15 protein-coding genes are annotated in these 18,124 nt (G+C 66.2%); all 15 read right to left on the bottom strand.

Annotation, left to right across the window (positions count from 1 at the left end; genetic code table 11):
* Nucleotides 1-44: 44 nt before the first annotated feature.
* Nucleotides 45-1,535, bottom strand: coding sequence for a glycerol kinase GlpK (gene glpK, locus TNMX_RS10650; protein WP_038032006.1), 1,491 nt, complete (start codon nucleotides 1,533-1,535; stop codon nucleotides 45-47).
* Nucleotides 1,532-2,602 (bottom strand): galactose-1-phosphate uridylyltransferase, encoded by a 1,071-nt coding sequence (gene galT / locus TNMX_RS10655; protein ID WP_038032009.1) that lies wholly within the window; start codon nucleotides 2,600-2,602, stop codon nucleotides 1,532-1,534. The genes glpK and galT overlap by 4 nt, the downstream gene beginning before the upstream one ends.
* Nucleotides 2,586-4,034: a glycoside hydrolase family 36 protein gene (locus TNMX_RS10660; RefSeq protein WP_038032012.1), complete on the bottom strand. Its 1,449-nt coding sequence runs from the start codon at nucleotides 4,032-4,034 to the stop codon at nucleotides 2,586-2,588. The genes galT and TNMX_RS10660 overlap by 17 nt, the downstream gene beginning before the upstream one ends.
* Before the next feature lie 12 nt (nucleotides 4,035-4,046).
* Nucleotides 4,047-5,333: an MFS transporter gene (locus TNMX_RS10665; protein ID WP_038032033.1), complete on the bottom strand. Its 1,287-nt coding sequence runs from the start codon at nucleotides 5,331-5,333 to the stop codon at nucleotides 4,047-4,049.
* Entirely contained in the window at nucleotides 5,333-7,405 is a 2,073-nt protein-coding gene (locus TNMX_RS10670; protein WP_038032016.1) for a glycoside hydrolase family 2 TIM barrel-domain containing protein, read from the bottom strand. The genes TNMX_RS10665 and TNMX_RS10670 overlap by 1 nt, the downstream gene beginning before the upstream one ends.
* Nucleotides 7,402-9,771, bottom strand: coding sequence for a glycoside hydrolase family 31 protein (locus TNMX_RS10675; protein WP_253269401.1), 2,370 nt, complete (start codon nucleotides 9,769-9,771; stop codon nucleotides 7,402-7,404). The genes TNMX_RS10670 and TNMX_RS10675 overlap by 4 nt, the downstream gene beginning before the upstream one ends.
* Before the next feature lie 24 nt (nucleotides 9,772-9,795).
* On the bottom strand, nucleotides 9,796-11,520 hold the full coding sequence (locus TNMX_RS10680) for a glycoside hydrolase family 2 protein (protein ID WP_038032020.1): 1,725 nt from the start codon (nucleotides 11,518-11,520) through the stop codon (nucleotides 9,796-9,798).
* A gap of 6 nt (nucleotides 11,521-11,526) precedes the next feature.
* Complete coding sequence (locus TNMX_RS10685; RefSeq protein ID WP_038032022.1) at nucleotides 11,527-12,780, bottom strand: MFS transporter; 1,254 nt, start codon at nucleotides 12,778-12,780, stop codon at nucleotides 11,527-11,529.
* On the bottom strand, nucleotides 12,777-13,580 hold the full coding sequence (locus tag TNMX_RS10690; protein WP_038032025.1) for a ChbG/HpnK family deacetylase: 804 nt from the start codon (nucleotides 13,578-13,580) through the stop codon (nucleotides 12,777-12,779). Before TNMX_RS10690 ends, TNMX_RS10685 begins: the two co-directional genes overlap by 4 nt.
* A gap of 94 nt (nucleotides 13,581-13,674) precedes the next feature.
* Entirely contained in the window at nucleotides 13,675-14,643 is a 969-nt protein-coding gene (gene ddl, locus TNMX_RS10695) for a D-alanine--D-alanine ligase (protein ID WP_038032026.1), read from the bottom strand.
* Nucleotides 14,644-14,652: 9 nt separating this feature from the next.
* The gene (gene pth / locus TNMX_RS10700) at nucleotides 14,653-15,231 is read right to left on the bottom strand and encodes an aminoacyl-tRNA hydrolase (protein ID WP_028494285.1); all 579 of its coding nucleotides are present in this window, start codon (nucleotides 15,229-15,231) and stop codon (nucleotides 14,653-14,655) included.
* Between the two features lie 98 nt (nucleotides 15,232-15,329).
* Nucleotides 15,330-15,950 (bottom strand): 50S ribosomal protein L25, encoded by a 621-nt coding sequence (locus tag TNMX_RS10705; RefSeq protein WP_028494284.1) that lies wholly within the window; start codon nucleotides 15,948-15,950, stop codon nucleotides 15,330-15,332.
* An 87-nt stretch (nucleotides 15,951-16,037) separates the two neighbouring features.
* Entirely contained in the window at nucleotides 16,038-16,961 is a 924-nt protein-coding gene (locus TNMX_RS10710; RefSeq protein ID WP_038032029.1) for a ribose-phosphate pyrophosphokinase, read from the bottom strand.
* 14 nt (nucleotides 16,962-16,975) lie between these two features.
* Nucleotides 16,976-17,641, bottom strand: coding sequence for a 5'-methylthioadenosine/S-adenosylhomocysteine nucleosidase (gene mtnN / locus TNMX_RS10715; protein ID WP_038032031.1), 666 nt, complete (start codon nucleotides 17,639-17,641; stop codon nucleotides 16,976-16,978).
* Nucleotides 17,638-18,105: an S-ribosylhomocysteine lyase gene (locus tag TNMX_RS10720; protein WP_028494281.1), complete on the bottom strand. Its 468-nt coding sequence runs from the start codon at nucleotides 18,103-18,105 to the stop codon at nucleotides 17,638-17,640. Before TNMX_RS10720 ends, mtnN begins: the two co-directional genes overlap by 4 nt.
* Nucleotides 18,106-18,124 lie beyond the last annotated feature (19 nt).

An 18,124-nucleotide genomic window follows, 5' to 3' on the forward strand; every position in this document is an offset into this window, starting at 1 on the left:
CAGGGGCTCCTTCAGGCGCTCCCAGAGCTCCTCCCGGCTTGGGGTCATCCCTCCTCCCTCGCCCAGCCCAAAGCCCGCTCCACCGCCCGCCGCCAGCCCTGATGTAGGGCCTCCCGCCGGGAGGGGGATAGGCGCGGGAGAAAGCGAGCCTCCAGGGTCCAGGCTTCCCGCACCGCCTCCAGCCCCAGGACCCCCGCCCCCACCCCGGCCATCCAGGCCGCCCCCAGGGCGGTGGTCTCCGTGACCCTGGGCCTGAGGACCGGCACCCCCAGGAGGTCCGCCTGGATCTCCAGGAAAAGGGCGTTCTGGGCCATGCCCCCATCCACCCGGAGCTCCTTCAGGGAAAGCCCCGCCTCCCCCTCCATGGCCCGCACCACGTCCCGCACCTGGAAGGCCACCCCCTCCAGGGCCGCCCGGGCCAGGTGGGCCCTGCTGGTCCCCCGGGTGAGGCCCAGGATGGCCCCCCGGGCGTAGGGGTCCCAGTAGGGGGCCCCCAGGCCGGTGAAGGCGGGAACCAGGTACACGCCCCCGCTATCCGCCACCTCCCGGGCCAGGGCCTCCACCTCGGCGCTCTCCCGGATCAGGCCCAGGCCCTGAAGCCACCCCACCACCGCCCCCGCCATGAAGACGCTTCCCTCCAGGGCGTAGCTGACCTTGCCCCTCACGCTCCAGGCCACGGTGCTGAGGAGGCCCTTCGGGGAAGGGACGGGCCGCTCTCCCGTGTTCAGGAGCAGGAAGGCCCCGGTCCCGTAGGTGCACTTCCCCTGCCCTGCCGCCAAGGCCGCCTGGCCGAAGAGGGCCGCCTGCTGGTCCCCCAGCACCCCCCGGATGGGGATGGGGGCCCCGAAGAGCTCCGGGAAGGTCGCCCCAAACTCCCCATCCGAGGGGCGAACCTCGGGCAGCATGGCCGGGGGGATCCCCAGAATCCCCAAAAGCTCCTCGTCCCAGGAGAGGGTGTGCAGGTTAAAAAGCAGGGTGCGGCTGGCGTTGGAGGGATCCGTGGCGTGCACCCTGCCCCCGGTGAGGCGGTAGAGGAGCCAGGTGTCCACGGTGCCGAAAAGAACCTCCCCCTTCCCCGCCCGCTCCCTAAGGCCGGGCACGTTCGCCAACAGCCAGGCCAGTTTGGTGCCGGAGAAGTAGGGGTCCAGAAGAAGCCCGGTGCGCTCCCGGAAGAGGGGCTCCAAGCCCTGGGCCTTGAGCTCCTGGCACAGGGAGGCCGTGCACCTATCCTGCCAGACGATGGCGTTATAGAGGGGCCTCCCCGTGCCCCTCTCGAACACCAAGGTGGTTTCCCGCTGGTTGGTGAGGCCCAGGGCCACCACCTCCTTGGCCTCCACCCCAGCCTGGCGCAAGGCCTCCTGGGCCACCCCAAACTGGCTTTCCCAGATCTCCAGGGGATCGTGCTCCACCCAGCCCGGCCTCGGGTAGAGCTGGCGGAACTCCCTCTGGGCCATGGCCACGGGCCTCCCCTCCAGGCTGAAGAGGATGGCCCGGCTGCTGGTGGTGCCCTGGTCCAGGGCCAAAAGGTACTTCATAAGGCCTCCCTTAGGCTTTTTGCTGCTTCCTCGGGCAGGGCGTCCACCACGAAGGTGCCCGCCCCAATCTCCGTGCCCGCCAGGAACTTGAGCTTGTCCTTGGCCCTTTTGGGGGGGTAGAACTCCACATGGAAATGAAAGGTACTTTCCTCCCCCAAGGGGGCGGCGTGGAAAACCATCACGTAGGGGAAGGGCTCCCCGAAAAGGGCGTCGTAGCGGGCCACCACCCGGCCCAGAAGCCGGGCGAAGGCGGCCATCTCTTCCTCGGAAAAGGTCCAAAGCCCTGGGTGGCGCTCCAGAGGAGCCACCCAGACCTCAAAGGGGTAGCGGGCGAAGGGGGGTACGAAGGCCAAAAACCCCTCCTCCTGGTCCACCCGGTAGGGCTCCAGGTGGGGAAAAAGCTCCAGGAGCACGGGCCTTTCCCTAAAGGCCTGGCTTTCCCGCTCCAGGATGGGGGGCACAAAGGGGTAGGCGTAGATCTGCCCGTGGGGATGGTGGAGGGTCACCCCCACCGCCTCCCCCCGGTTCTCGAAGGGCATGACGAACCGGATCCCCAGGAGGGCATACAAGGCCCGGTACCGGTCCCGCCAAACCCAGGCCAGGAGGAGCCTTTCCTCCTCCGTGAGGGTGGCCAGGCTTCCCACGTGGGCCTGGGTATACACCACCACCTCGCACCGGCCCAAAGCCCTCTCCGCGGGAACGGGAAGCCCATCCGGGGGAGGGGTGGGCCTTGGCACCAGGGAGGGAAACCGGTTTTCAAAGACCGCCACCCGAAAACGGTCAAAGGGGATCTCCGTGGGAAAGCCTCCCTCCTGGCTTGGGCAAAGGGGGCAGTGCTCCTTGGGAGGCAAGAAGGTGCGCTCCTGGCGGTGGGCCGCGTAGACCACCCACTCCCCCCGCAAGGGGTGGTAGCGGAGGTGCGGGCTTGGGGAGATGGACCCCGCCTCCTCCGGTACGGAGGGCTCCTCGGCCACGGGCAAGACCTCCACCTCGAGGGGATGAAGCCCGTAAAGGATCAGCTCCCGCCCGTCCTTCTTGCGATGCACGTGCTTATAAAAGGAAGGCATAGTCCAAAACCTCCTCCCCCACCCGGAAACGGTAGGGGCCAAGGGGCTTTACCTCCTTATCCCGGCTTAGGAAGGCCCAAAGCCTTTCCCTTTCCTCCGGGGAAAGCCAGGAGGGCGGGTCGGAGGTGGCCTTGAAGCCCGTGATCTCCCCCATGGCCTCCTGCAGGCGCATCTCCTCAAGGGACAGCAACGAGAAACGGCTCCGGAAAAAGGCCACATCCGGGTCCACCTGGACGTTTTCCCGCAACCAAAGCCGGTGCAGGGTGGTGCGGAGGGCGTTCCTTAGCCCCGGGCCCGTGGGGTCCTGTAGCCAGAAGGAGCGGTCCTCGTTGTCCCAGTAGGGGGCCACATCCGGACCCACCCTGAGGCCATCGGCAAGCCCCAAGGAGGCCAGGATGGGAGCGCCGCAAAAGAGAAGGTAGGCCTCCCCTGCCTCCTCGCGGATCCGCTCCATGGCCTTACGGTACCGCACCTCCCCCTCGGCCCCGGGTAAAGCAGCGGCGTAGAGGAAATCCAGCTTCAGGTAGTCGTACCCCCAGGCCCGCACCTTGCGCACCAAGCCCGCCACATGGTCCAAAACCTCCTCGTTGCCCGAATCCAGGGCGTATAGGGGTTTCCACCAGTTGAAGCCCGCGGGGATGGGCCTTCCCTCCCCGTCCCGCAGGATCCACTCGGGATGGGCCCGCACAAGGGGGCTATCCGGCGTCACCAAAAAGGGAGCCAGCCATAACCCCGCCCTGAAGCCCTTTTCCCGGATCCTCTCCGCCAAAAAGGCCATCCCCCGGGCGAAGCGCTCGTTGGGTTCCCAGTCCCCAAGGGCCCGCTGCCAGCCGTCGTCGATCTGGAAGACCTCAAAGGGAAGCCCGGCCACTTCCTCCAGCACCTCGAGGAGCAAGGCCTCATGGATCCGGTTGTAGAAGCTATACCAGGAGCACCACAGCCTGGGAGGCCCTTTGGAAAGCCGCCTGGGAAGGAGCCTGCCATAGGCGGCGAACACCTCCGTTGGCTCCCCGTAGCCCAGAAACCACTCCCCCTCCCCCTCGGCGTAGCGGCCCAGGAGGAGGTCCTCGCGCCCCAAGACCCGCGCCCCCACGCCCAGGGCCCCCAGGAGAAGTACCTTCCCATCTGGCCCCTCGAGGGCCCCTAGGCCGCTTCCCCACCACTCGGAAGCCTCGAGGAGGAGGGGGTCGTCCGCCTGGGGCCTGCGGGCCTCGGGGAAAAGGGGCTTCGGGGGAAAGTTTAGGTCCACCCAGGTGGTGAGGCTCCAGCTCTGCCAGCCGTGGCGGAAGAAGCGCTTCGAGGCAAGGGGAGCAAAGACCCGCACCTCCCGGCCCCTCAGGAGGTAACCCCCGGGAACAGGCCCCAAGGCCTCCGCCAGAACCGGCACCTCGAGGCGGCTTTCCCGAAGAGGATCCGAGAACTCCAGCCGCACGCCCCATCCTCCCTAGGAGCTTCCTGCCCCCGGCATTCTACCCTTCGCTCCGTAAGGGAAACGAAAGGCTAGGGCCAGGGCTAAAAGCGTAGCCACAAAGGGTGGACCCGCCATAAGGAAGCGGAAGGCGGCCTCGGGACGCGGGCCCGGCACCTCCCCGCTCACGTAGCCGAAGAGGGGGGTGAGGAGGGCAAAGGAAAGAGCCTGCAGGGGCCCGGAAAGGCGGTTGATGAAGCCGTACACGCTATAGTAAACCCCTTCCCGCCTCCTCCCCGTAACCTCGGCGTCCCGGTCGATCACCTCGGCCAGGAGGACATCCCCCAGGACCAGCACCCCGCCAAACCCCACCCCGATGAGGAGGCCCACGGGAAGAGCCTCAAGAAGGGTGCGGGGCAGGAAGAGGAGAAGGGCCCCCAGGGCCAAGAGGAAAATGGCCAGGAGCCAGGCTCCCTTGGAGCCCAAAGTCCCTGCCAGCCGGGCCCAGAGGAAGACCGAGGGCAAAGCGGCCAGGAGCACCGTAGCGAAGAGCAAGGAAGTGGCCTCCGGCCCAAGGCCCAAGGCGTATTTGGCGTAAAAGGGCATGGCCGCCCCGAAAAGCCCCACGGCAAAGAGGAGGAACAAGGCGGCCAGGGAGTAGATCCAGAAGGCCTGGTTCCCCAGGGTGTAGCGGAAGGCGGGGATAAAGGGCAGGGGCTCCGCCTCCTGGGCCTTGGGATCCTCCCGGATGCTCTTGAGGAAAAGAAGGACCAGAAGGCCCCCGAGGCCCCCATAGAGGAGGGCCATGCCGGGGAAACCCAAGGCAGTGTAGACCAAGGGGGTCAGGGCGATGCTCACCGCCAGACCCACGAAGTAGAACCCCTGCCGCCAGGCGTTGGCCCGGGCCCGCTCCTCCTCCTTGCGGAAAAGCTCGGGGAAAAGGGCCGCATGGTTCACCCAGGTGAGGGCGGCGAAGGTCTCAAAGAACAGGATCACCCCAAGGCAATACCAGAAGAGGGCAGGCCCCTGAAGGAAGGGCCCGGGAACGCTAAAGGTGAGGTAGAAGGCCAAAAGCAAAAAGGGAAGCCCTACAAAAAGCCAGGGCCGCCTCCGGCCCCAGGGGGTCCTGGTGCGGTCGGAGAGGTAGCCGAAAAGGGGATCATTCACCGCATCCCAGACGGAAAAGACCAAGCGGGCCAAGGCGAAGGCGCTGGCGGCCAAACCCAGATGGTCCAGGTAGTAAAAGGCCAGGTAGGTGCCGAAGGTCTGGCCCGGCAGGGTCAGGCCCAAAGCACCCAGGGCATAGGCGATATGGGCCGGGATCACCAGGCCACCCCCAGGGGCAGGATAGGCTCCAGATACTCCACCTCGAGGACATGGCGGGACCAGAGCCTCTCCCCCTCATAGGCCTCCCCCACCAGGTGGTAGGCGCCAGGGGGAAGCCGCCTCAAGGCCTCCTGGAGGGGAAGGTAGCGGGCCTGGACCTCGAAGGGGCTTTCCCAAAGCTCGCCCAGGCTGAAAAACCTTCGGGCCTCCCCGGGGGCCAGGGCCACCTCCTCCTCGTAAAGGGAGAGGTCTTGCGGGCCTTCCAGGAAAAGGTGGACCCGAAGGCTTAAGGGCCTTTCCAGGTCGCTTATGAGCCAGGCCTCCTGCAGGGGAGGCCCTCCCACCTCCATCCTTTCGCGGTAGGGAACCAGGGAGAGAAGAACCGGGCTGCTGGCCTCCTTCAGGGCGTGGTAGCCCTTCTTGGGCACCCGTTCCACATCCACCACCGCCCAGGTGATCCCCTCCCAGGGCTCCACGAACATGAACTGGAAGTAGCCCACCACCCTCCCCTTCCCCCGCCGGTAGGCGTGGATGGCAAACTCCAGTAGCCTCGCCTGGTAGGCCTGGGAGTTCTCCACAAACTCCTCCAGGGACCCCCCAACCTCCACCCCTGCCACCCGGAAGGTCTCGTGGGGCTGGAAGTTGTGGTAGGCGTAGACCTCCCAGTTGGGAGGCCAGGCCGCCTCTCCCAGGACCCGGCGCAGGAGTTCCGCCCGGGGCAGGGCTTGGGCCCCGAACTCCGAAGGAAGAGGGGCCCCGGGAAGGGCCAGGAAGTCCCGCAGGTGCCCCCAGTACCACCCGGGGTAGGGGTGCTCGCGGAAATCGGAAGCCTCCTTCACCGGGCGGGTGGGATCTTCGGCCCTGAGGGCAGCGGAAAGGAGGGGGCCTAAGGTGTGGCGGTTGTGGGTGGGCTCGTTCTGGGCGCACCAGAGGTAAAGGGAAGGATGGGCCCCTAAGACCTCCGCCATGGCCCTTGCCTGGCGCAAGGCCTCCTGGGCGAAGGCCTCGTCGGGGGCGTACCCCCACTGCAAGGGGAAGTCCTGCCAGACCAGGATCCCCTCCTGGTCGCAGGCCCGGTAGAAGGCGGGGTGGGTCACGTGGGCGTGGACCCGCACCGCGTTCAGGTTGGCCTCCTTGAGGAGGGCCACGTCCTTCTGGGCCAGGGCCTCGCTGTAGCCGGCAAGCCACTGGGTGGGGATGATGTTGGTCCCCCTCAGGAAAAGCCTCCTGCCGTTTAGAAGAAGCCAGCCCTCCCCATCCAGCTCCACGGTGCGGAAGCCCAGGGGCACGCTGAGGCTTGCCCCCAGGAGTTCCGCCTCCAGGCGGAAGAGATGGGGGAACCCCCGCTCCCACACCTCCCACAGGGGCATCCCCGGCAGGTCCCAGACCACCTCGTGCCAGCCCCGTCCCCCTTCCCCCTCCAGGACCAGCCTTCTCTCCAGGGCCTCCCCTGAGAAGTTCTCGGGGAGGATCCTGAGGGCCACCTCCTCGCGGAAGGGCCTCGGGGCATCCACCAGAAGGCGCACCCATAGCCGCCACCCCCCAGGCCGGGGAAGGAGGCGGTGGGTGAGGCCGAGAAGGGCCACCTCCTCCCGCATCCACACCTCCACCCCGCCCCACAGGCCCCCCGTTCCCCGCTCCTGGCCCCGTTCCGAGGTTCCCCCGGGCCGGCAGTCGTGCTGCCCAAAGACCCCCTTGATCTGCCGCTTGAACCGGGGCCAGACCCCCAGGGGTTCCTTGGGGGCGGAAACCCTAAGGAGAAGCTCCCGCCCAGGGGGAAGCTCCAGAAGCCAGGGGAAGAAGTACCCCTCGTGCCGCCCCAGGTGGGTGCCATCCAGCCAGGCCTCCTGGTAATAGTCCCCAAGGGAGTAAAGAAACCGCCTCGGGCCCCCCTCGGGAAGGAGAAGCCGGTACCAGCCCACCTCCGCCTCCAGGCGTCCGCCCTCCGGCCCCCCGGGCTCACCCAGGCTCCACTGGTGGGGAAGGGCTACCTCCCGCCAGCCCTCCTGGGGAAGTTCCGCCGGGATCCTCGCCTCATGGGCCAAAAACCAAGCTCTTTCCCACCTCATCCCTCCACCTCCAAGAGGGCCTCCCGGAAAGGAGGCAGGAAAACCCGCCCTCCCTGGAACGGGTAGACCTTCCCCTCCACCCGGGCTCCCCAAAGCCTTCTCCCCCAAAGCCTGATGCTCACTCCCTCCCAGGGCCAGGGGTACTCCCCCTCCCCTTCCCAAAGGAGGCGGTAGCCCCCCTCCGCCGGGAGTAGGTGGAACCGATCCAGCCGATAAGGCCCCTCCCCGTCCCCCTCATCCCAGTACAGGTGGCCTTCCGCACCGCCTTCCCCCGGGTAAAGGTGCAGGGCAAGGCCCCCTTCCTCCAGGAGGGGCAAGATGGACCCGGCCCGCACCAAAAGGGAAATCCGCTTTAGGAAAGCGGGAAGCCGCACCCGGGCGGGGCCCTCCAGGACTCCATCGTCCTCCCAGGGGTACCACCCGCCCTTGGGCAAGGGCACCTCCTTAGCCCTGGCCCCTTCCTCCAGGACCGGGGCCACCAGGAGGTCCCTTCCCAACAAGAAGGCCTCCTCGAGGTCTGCTCCATCGGGCTGGCCCCCTTGCAGGAAAAGGGGCCTGAGGAGGGGAAGCCCCTCCCGGCTTGCCCGATAGGCCAAGGTGTAGAGGTAAGGAAGAAGCCTTTCCCTAAGCTCCATAGCCCAACGCACCCCCTCCAGGACCTCCTCCCCAAAGCGCCAGGGCTCCCGGCGCCTGGTCCAGCGGGCGGAGTGGAGGCGGAAGAAGGGGGTAAAGGCGGCAAGCTGGAACCAGCGCAAATATAGCTCGGGGGAGGGGTTTCCGCTAAAGCCCCCGATGTCCGAGCCCACGAAGTACACCCCGGAAAGGGAAAGCCCCAGGAGAGCCCGCAGGGTGGTGCTCAGGCCCTCCCAGGTGCTCTCCACATCCCCGGTCCAAGCCCAGGCATAGCGCTGCACCCCGGCAAACCCTGCCCGGGTGAGGAGGAAGGGCCGGCGAAGGGGGGCATGTTCCCGGAATCCCTCAAAGCTGGCCCGGGCCATGAGGAAGCCGTAGAGGTTGTGGGCCAGGGTGTGGTCCCCCCCTTGGCCCTCGAGGGCATGGCGGACGCTTCGGGGAAAGGTGGGCTCCCCCCAGGCGGCGAAGAGGGCGGGCTCGTTCATGTCCAGCCAGAAGCCGGAAACCCCCATGTCCAAGAAGCCTTTAAGCCTCTCCCCCCACCAGGCCCGGCCCCCGGGGTCGGTGAAGTCGGGGAAGGCGGCAAGCCCAGGCCAGACAGGGCCCAGGAAGACCTCCCCCGTGGGCAAACGGCAGAACACCCCCTCCCTTAGCCCCTCCTCGTAAGGGGAAAATCCCTTTTCTCCCTTAATCCCAGGATCCAGGATAAGCACCGTGTGCACTCCCCTTTCCCGGAAGGTCCGCACCATGCTCCCAAGGTCGGGAAAGCGCTTTTCATCCACGGTGAACACCCGGTATCCCCGCATGTAATCGATGTCCAGGTGGACCGCCTTCAGGGGAAGGTCCCGCTTCAGGAAACCCTCCACCACCTCCTCCACCTCCTTCCGGGTCCTAAGCCCCCAGCGGGCGTACTGAAAGCCCAGGGCCCAGCGGGGCGGCAGGGGTGGAAGGCCGGTGAGGCGCACATAACGGGCCAGGGCTTCCTCCAAGGGCCCGGGGATCAGGTAGTAGCGGAAGGTTCCGCCAAGAAAGCCCACCAGGGCCTCGCCTTCCCGCAGGTCGGCAAAGCCATCCGCAGGGTTCTCGTAAAAGGCCAGGTACCCTCCCTCGAGCTTTTGGGAAAGCCAAAGGGGCACCGAAAGGTAGAGGGGATCCTCCCCGGGGCCGTAGCTTCCCCCAGGGTCCTGGTTCCAGAAACGGAAGACCCCACCCCGGCGGTCCAAGGCATAGGCCCTTTCCCCCAGGCCAAAGACCCTCTCTTCCGGAGCCAGGTGCACCCGGTGCCGCCAGGCCCTCCCCGAGCGCTCGGGGTAGGCCTCCTGCCTGAGAAGCCTTCCCGCCCCATCCCAGAAGGTCAACCCTTCCTCCTCCACCGCCAGGGCCAGGTGGGGGGTTCTAAGAAGGCGGCCTCCCTCCTGGCGCTCGGGCTCAAAGGGGGAGGCTTCCCCCGCCTCCGCCAGGGCGTAAGGAGGCACCGCCTCGCCGGGAAACCAGGTGAGGCGGAGGAGGTCCTCTCCCAGGAAGACCGCTTCCAGTTCCACCTCCTGGAAACGCACCCTCACCCCGCCGGGAATGGCCTTTAGGCCCAGGGGCTTCCCCACCCCTTGCCACGGGAGGAAGGGGGCCTTGGGCTCCCACCGATCCCGCTTCCTGGCGTACTGGATGGCCAAAAGGAGAACCCCAGGGCCCAGAAGGGCCACCATTTCCACCGCATTCCAAAGTTTCTTCAGCAAGCCCTTTCGCGGTGCACCCATAGCCTACTCCCAAAGCACCCGCCTGGCCTCGCACCCCTCCAGGAAAGCCCGCACCCTCTCCGGGGGCACCTTGGGCCTGCGCCAGAAGTCCAAAAGCCCGTTTTCCTCCTGAAAGGTGTCGTAAAGCTGGGTGTAGCAAAACCCGTTCAGGAGGCTTTCGCAGGCCACCTCCACATAACGGAGCACCTCCTGCAAGAAGGCCTCCTCCCCCTCCACCTCCCGGTACCCCCAGCCCGGGGTGGAGCCCTTGAGCCTCACACCCCCGAACTCGGAGAGGAAGGGGCGCACCCCTTCAGGAAGAGCCTCCCAGGAAAGGGGCCGGCCCATGGGGGCCAGGGGATAGGGCTTCTGGCGGTAGCGGCGGGCAAGGACCTCAGGGGGAGCGTAGTCGTGCACGGTGTAGAGGTCCCAAAAGGACCCGTGCTCAAAGCCGTCGTTATCCACCAAAAGGCGCGTGGGGTCCAAGGAGCGGGCCAGGAAAAACACGCCCTGGAGGAAGGAGCGAGCCTCAGGCCCCCAAGGCCAAAGGCCCCAGCTCTCGTTGAAAAGGACCCAGGCCACCACGCTGGGATGGTTGTGGTCCCGTTCCAAGGCCGCCACCAGCTCGGCCAGGTAGCGCCGGGCGGCCTTGGGAGAGAAGCGGAAGAAGCTTGGCATCTCGGCAAAGACCAAAAGCCCTAGCCGGTCCGCCAAGTGGAGGTAGCGGGGGTCTTCCAGCTTCTGGTGCTTGCGCACCCCGTTAAAGCCCAGGGCCTTGGCCAGGAGGATGTCCTGCCTGAGGGCCTCGAGGCCAGGCGGGGCTAAGTGCCCCTCCGGCCAAAGCCCCTGGTCCAGGGCCAGTTTGGGGAAGTAGGGCTCCCTGTTGAGGAAGAAGACCCCTTGCCGGGCGGAAACTTCCCTTAAGCCCCCGTAGGAGTAGACCTCGTCCAGAACCCGCCTTCCCCCGAGGAGGCGGAGGCGCAAGGGGAAAAGCACCGGATTCTCCGGGCGCCAGAGGATTGCCCCCGCCTCTCCCTTTAGGGGAAGCCCCAAAAACCCCCGGGCAAGCCCGCCCACGAGGGGAAAACGGGCTTCCAGCCAAGGCTTTTCCCTCAAAACCTCCCCCCGCACCCCCGGGAAAAGGGCCACCTCCACCGCATCCCCTTCCCCCACGGCCTGGACCTCCAGGTGGAAGCCCAGGGCCTCGAGGTCCGGGCGGAGCCGAAGGGAGGCGATGTGGCTTTCCGGAGCCCATTCCAGCCAAACCGACTGCCAGATCCCTGTGGTCCTCGGGTAGAAGATGCCCTCGGGCTCCCCCAGGGCCTGCTTGCCCCTAGGCTTTTCCGGATCCGAGGGATCGTCCTCCGCTCGCACGAGGACCTCTAAGGGCCTCTCCAGGAAGGAGGTGAGCTCCAGGCCGAAGGGGCTATGCCCCCCTTCGTGCTCCAGGACCCGGGCCCCGTTCAGAAAGACCTCCGCCCGGTAGTCCACCGCCCCGAAGCGCAGGAAAAGCCGAAGGCCGGGCCTGGGCTTAATCCTTAGGACCTTCCGGTACCAGGCCACCTGCACCCAGGGCTCGCCCACGCCGCTACCCGGGGCCTCGGGAGGAAAGGACACCCGGATGGTACGGTCAAAGCGCACCTTCTTGGGGTCCTCGGCCTCGTTCAAGGAGAAGTTCCACGGGCCCTCGAGGCTCTTCCAACCCGGGCGCTGGAGGGTGGGCCTGGGATGATTGGGGTCCAGCTTCATAAGGCCCTACTCCTTGATCTCATGGGGGAAAAGGACCGCGAGGAAGTAGGCCAGCAGGATGGCCACCCCCGGGATCACCGCCACCAGGAAGCGGAAGGCCAAGCCCGGGTTCGGCCCGGGATTTTCCCCGCTCACGTACCCGAAAAGGGGTCCAAGGAGGGCGAAGGAAAGCCCCACCAAGGCCCCCGAGGCCCGGCCAAAAAGCCCCACTAGGCTGTAGTAGGCTCCTTCCCGCCGGGTGCCCGTCCTCTCGGCGTCCAGGTCAATGACCTTGGCCATCACCACCTCCCCCGTGACCCGCACCCCGGCAAACCCCACCCCCACCAGGGCGCCCACCAAAATGGCGGGAAGGAGGCTTTGGGGAAGGAAAAGGAGCAAGGCCGCCAGGCCCATGAAAAGGTGGGCAAGCCGCCAGGCCCGCTTGCCCCCTAAGGCCCCCGCAAGCCGCCCCCAGAGGAAGACCGAGGGCAGGGCCACCAGGAAAACGGCGGCAAACAGGAAGGTGGTGGCCGCTTCGGGCAGGCCCAGGCTGTGCTTGGCGTAAAAGGCCATCCCCGTCTGGATCACCATGCGCCCGAACTCAAAGAGAAGGCCCACCAAAGCCGCCACCCAGAAGGCTCGGTTCGCCAGGACCAGCCGGAAGGACTCTCTTAGCCCCAGGCTACTTTCCGCCCTGGGGTCCTCCTGGATGCCCGGGAAGAACCACGAGAAGGCCATAAGGGCAAGCCCAGCGAAGAGGAGGGCCATGCCCAGAAACCCCACCTGGGCGTAGACCAAGGGGGCCAGGGCGATTCCCAGGATCAGGCCAAAAAGCTCCGTGCCCCGCTTCAAGGCCGCGGCTCTCGCCCTCTCGCCAAGGCCCCGGAACATCTCCGGGAAGAGGGCCCCGTAGTTGGTCCAGACCACGGTGGCCATGGTTTCATAAAGGACGATTCCCACGGCAAAGTAGTAGGGCAGGACCTGAGGGGAGCGGGCCCAGTCCGGCACCCAGAAGACCAGGAGGTAGAAGAGAAGAAACAGGGGAACACCCACAAGAAGCCAGGGCCGCCTGCGGCCCAGCCGGGTCTTGGTGCGGTCGGAGAGGTGGCCGAACAGGGGGTCGTTGATGGCGTCCCAGAAGGCATACACCGTGCGGGCCAGGGCGTAGAAGGCGGCGGAAAGGCCGAGCTTCTCCAGATAGAAGAAGGCCAGATAGGTGCCGAAGCTTTCGGAAACCAGGGTGAGGCCCAGCTGCCCCGAGGCGTAGCGCCACTTTTTCATGACGCCCCCCAAAGGACTTCCCGCACGGCCCGCCAGGTGAGGGGGTAGAACTCGGAAAGGACCCGGCGCACCTCAGGGTGGGCAAGGGCGAAGTAGTCGGCTTCCCGCGTCCTCCAGTCGGGAAGGGCCCGGCCCTCGGGGGTGGGGAGGGCGCTGTGGTGGACCAGGTAGTAAAGGCCCGGGGGGAGGTTGGCCAGGTCCAGGTAAAAGCCAAGCCGCTCCTCCGGGGGAAGGCCATAGGGGTCCAGGAAGCGCACCCTGGGGAAGGGCACCTGGGCCATGAGCCTTTCCAGCTCCGGCAAGAATACAGGCGGGACCCCCAGGCCCTCGAGGCTCTCCGGGATCAAGGGCACCAGGCGGTATTCCTCAGCCAGGCGCACGTAGATCTCCGCCAGGTCGGGGCGAAGGACCGCCCCCTGGTGGGTGTCCAGGTGCGTGGGAGAGAAAAGCCTTTTCGCCGCCTCAATCTGGGCCTTTAGCTCCCGCTCCACCTCCTCGAGGCGGGCATTCTGCCAGAGAACCTCCAGAGAAGAAGGGAAATACCCCGCTTCGTCCCGAAGGCTTTCCCCCGGCGTGAGGGGCCGCATCCTGGGGGCAGGCCACTCGCTGGTGAGCACCAGGTGCACCCCGAGATCCTCCCCCCTGACCCCGCTGGCCCAAGCCCCCGGCACCAGCACGCTCCCCGTGGGAAATCCCAGGGCCTGGTAGGCTCCGTTTTGCGCATGGGTCAGGCCCAGGTCATCGTGGTGCAGGAGGAGGACCCGCCGCCCAAGAAGCCCAAGCCGCTCCAGAAGGTCCATAAAAACCCCCTTTCCCTTCGGATTCCATCCTAGCGCACCGCCAGGGAAAAAAGCAAAAAGGGGCTTGGCCAAGCCCCTCGAGGAGTTAAGCCCCTCACTCCAGGGCCAACTCCACCAGACGCCTTAACAGCTCGGGGTAAGGTAGACCCCCGGCGGCAAAAAGCCTGGGGTACATGCTGGTGGGGGTGAAGCCGGGAATGGTGTTGACCTCGTTGAGGTAGATCTCCCCCCCCGCAAGGAAGAAGTCCACCCTGGCCATGCCGCGGATGCCCAAAAGCCTGTAGGCTTTCAAGGCCAGCTCCTGCACGGTCTCCTGGGTACCGGGGTCCAGGGGTGCAGGGATCAAAAGCTCCGCCCGGCCTGGGGTGTACTTGGTCTCGTAGTCGTAGAAGGCCGCCTGGTAGCGCACCTCTCCCACGGGGCTGGCCTCGCCAAAGATATTCCCCAGAATACCCACCTCCAGCTCCCGCACCCCCGAAAGCGCCTGCTCCACCACCGCCTTCTGGTCGTGGCGGAAGGCCTCGGCCAAGGCCTCTTCCAGCTCGGCGTAATGCTCCACCCGGCGGATGCCGATGCTGGAACCCGTGTTGGCGGGCTTCACAAAGAAGGGGGGGTCAAAGGGGATAAAGGGGCGCTCCCCCTGGTAAAGGGCTACCCAGGGGACCACGGGAATCCCCGCCTGGGCCAGAACCCTTTTGCTTAAGTCCTTATTCATGCAAAGGGCGCTGGCCGCCACCCCCGCTCCCACGTAGGGCTTACCCAGAATTTCCAAGAACCCTTGGATGGTCCCATCCTCTCCCCACCTTCCATGAAGCAGGGGGAAGACCACGTCATACCGGCTCCAATCCAAAGGGGGTGGAAAGGCATACCGGCCGATAGGGGCCACCTTGGCCCCAAGGGCAGCAAATGCCTCCTCCCCAAGGAGCCACCCACCGTCCTTGGCGATCACGGCGAGCTCGGTGGGGAAAGGCATGTGCTCCAAAACCCCCTGGGCGGAAAGCAGGGAAACCTCGTGCTCGGGGCTTCTTCCCCCGGCGATGAGGAGGACCTTAGGCGCGGCCATGCCTAAAGCTTAGCCCTTTTCCCCCAAGCCCTGGGAAAGATCCAGGCCGTTAAAACGGCCCGCGCAGGGAAGAAGCCCCTCCTTCACCCAGCAGAGCACGGCTTCCTTGGCCGCCTCGAGGACCCGCTCCACCACCGGCCACTCCTCGGGAAGGAAGGGGGAAAGGACATACGCTGCCCCAAGCTCCCGGGAAGGGGGCTTGCCAATCCCTAAGCGCAGGCGGTGGAAGGCCTCGGTCCCCAGGGCCTGGGCGATGGAGGCCACCCCGCGGTTTCCCGCGGGGCTACCCCCTGCCTTGAAGCGCAAGCGGCCCAGGGGTAGGTCCATCTCGTCGTGGACTACCAGAAGGCGCTCCGGGGGAATCTTGTAAAAGCGCATCAGGGGAGCCACCACCTGGCCGCTCAGGTTGTAGTAGGTGAGGGGCTTGAGGAAAAACCCCTTTTCCCCCTCCACCTCCACCTCGGCCAGGAGGGCCTCCCCCCTTTCCCGAAACTCCAGGCCCAGCCGGTCCAGGACCATGAAGCCCAGGTTGTGGCGGGTCCTGGCGTACCGCTCCCCCGGGTTTCCCTGGCCCACCACCAGGAACATTCCTGCCCTCCGCAAAAAGGGGGCGAAAACGCCCCCCTTCCCTCCGCCAGCGCCCAATCCCCTTTCCAGGGGCCCCGCCCCTCAAGTACAGGGCGGTACTATTCCTCCTCTTCCTTCTTGCCCTTCTTGATCACCTCGGGCTCAGCAGGAGCCTCGGGGGCCTCCACCGCAAGCTTCTCCACATCCTCAGGAGGCACCACCGCAGCAATGGTTTCCTCCGGGGAAATGGCCAGCTTAACCCCTTCCGGAAGCTTGAGGTCAGCGGCATGGAGGCTATCCCCGATGCCCAGGCCCGAGACATCCACCTCGATGAACTCGGGAATATTCCTTGGGGAAACCCGCACCAGGATGTCCCGGTGCACCTCCTGCAGGACACCTCCTTCCCGCACCCCTTGGGGCGTACCCACAAAGCGCAAGGGGATGTACATCTCCACGGGCTCGTCGGAGAGCACGTAGAAGTCCACGTGCTCGGGACGGCGCCGGCGCTTGTCCAGGTTCACCTGGCGCACCAGGGTGGGCAGTTCCTGGCCGTCGGGGAGCTCCAGAACGATCACGTGGTGGATGGAAGCCTGACGGAAGACCTTGTCAAACTCCCCGAGATCCACGTAGATCTTACGGTTCAAGTACTTATTGTAGATGACACCGGGGAGCTTCCCCGCCCGGCGCAAAGCGGCGGGCTTCTCCCCTTCCCGGTACTGGGCCTTCAAACGGTATTCCATGTCTCCTCCTCAACCTCCCAAAAGGCAAAGGCCCCCTAGGGGCACACTATGGGAAAGCTTACCACACCCCCAGGCCCTCCTGCCACCTCAGATCAACGCGCTCACCGACTGGTTGGTGTGGACGTGCCGGATGGCCTGGGCCAGAAGCTCAGCGGTGGAAAGCACCGTGTACCCCCCATCCCTCAAGGGGATGGTATCGGTGAAGATCACCTCACGGATGGCGGGATGGGAAAGGTTTTCCCGAGCCTCCCCTACCAGGACCGGATGGGTGGCCATGACCACCATTTCCGGCAAAGCCCCAGCCAGCAGGAGGGCCTCCACCCCTCGCCTTATGGTTCCCCCCGTGGAAACGATGTCATCGATGATCAAGGGTCTCTTCCCCGCCACCTCCCCGATCACGTAGGTGACGGAGGTGTCCTTGGGGCCATGGCGGCGCTTGGCCAGCATGGCCAGGGGCAGGCCCAGCCTTTCGGAAAGCCGCCTGGCCTCCTCTGCCCGGCCCGCATCCGGGGAAACCACCACGCCGTTCTCCGTATAGCCCTTCTCCTGGAGGTAGCGGGCAAAGAGGCGCACCGCCGAGAGGTGGTCCACGGGGATATCAAAAAACCCCTGGATCTGGGGAGCGTGGAGGTCGATGGCGATCACCCGGTGCACCCCCACGGTTTCCAGGAGATTGGCCACCAGCTTGGCGCTCACGGGCTCGCGGCCCTGGGTCTGCTTATCCTGACGGGCGTAGCCGAAATAGGGGATGACGGCGTTGATGCGGCCCGCAGAGCTCCGGCGGGCGGCATCCGCCAGCAGGAGGAGCTCCATCAGGTGGTCGTTCACCGGGGGACTGGTGGGCTGGATGAGGTACACATCATCCCCGCGCACGCTTTCCAAAAGGCGCACCCTCACCTCCCCGTCGGGGAAGCGGTCCACCACCGCCTTTCCCAAGGGAACCCCCAGGGCTTCCGCCACCCGCCGGGCCAGATCGGGGTGGGCGCTCCCCGTGAAGAGTTTGATTTCCATGGACCCCTCCCTTTTCAGTATGCCAAAAGAGCCTGGGCCAGGAAGCCAAGCCGCCTCGAGGCCGCCTGCAAAAAGGCCTGGAAGTCCCTGGCCGCCTCCTCCCCCGCCCCATCGGTCACGGCCCGGATCAAGGCCATGGGATGCCGGAAGCGCCAGGCCACCATGAGGGCCGCGGCCCCTTCCATCTCCACCGCCTGGGCCCCGTGGAGCCGGGCCAGCCTCCGTGCCTCCTCCCTATCCGCCAGAAACCGGTCCCCCGTGGCCACCACCCCACGCCTAACGGGCAGGGCAAGGCTAGCCGCCGCCTTCTCCACCCGTTCCAGAAGCAGGGGGTCCGAGGGGAAAAAACGCATCCCAAAGGCTGTCTCCCCAGGCTCCCGGCCAAAGGGGGTGAGGTCCACATCCCACTGCACGGCTTTCTCCGCCAAAAGAAGGTCCAAAGCCCTTAAGGAAGGGTCCAAAGCCCCCGCTACCCCCAGGAAGAAGCTCTCCTTGGGAGCAAAGCGGGTAAGGACATAGGCCACCGCCGAGGCCGCCGCCACCTTGCCCACCCCGGTTTCCGCCACCAGTACCCCGGGGGCCTGATGGAGGGGAAAGGGCGCCTCGAGGGCCTCCCTCGCGTCCAAGGCCTCCCTTAAGGCCTCCGCTTCCTCGGGCTCCGCCGCAAAGAAGGCGATCACCTTTCCTCCAGGGGAAGGGTGGCCTGAACCTTCAGTCCTTCCCTCAGCACCTTCTCCGCCCAGGCCTTGGCCCCTTGGAGGTCGTGGTCGCGGTAGTTCCCGCACTCCCTGAAGCTGGCCCCGGGAATGGGCCCCTCGTGCAGGAGAACATCCCTTAAGGCCCGTTCAAAGGCCACCAAAACCCTTTCCTCCTCCAAAGGGCCTTCCACCACCAGGTAAAACCCCGTGCGGCACCCCATGGGGGAAAGGTCTATGACCCCTTCCAGGTGGTCGCGGAGGTAGCCAGCCAAAAGGTGCTCGAGGGTGTGCAAGGCCCCCGTGGGCAGGGCTTCCCGGTTGGGCTGGGCCAGGCGCAGGTCGTACTTCTCCACCAGGCCACTCCCCACCGCCTTCCTCCCCGCCAGGCGGACATAAGGAGCCTTCACCTTCGTGTGGTCCAGGGCAAAGCTTTCCACCTCGGCCATGGGTTTATCCTACCCTGCT

It is taken from the genome of Thermus sp. NMX2.A1 (genome assembly GCF_000511705.1).
Lineage (GTDB): Bacteria > Deinococcota > Deinococci > Deinococcales > Thermaceae > Thermus > Thermus scotoductus.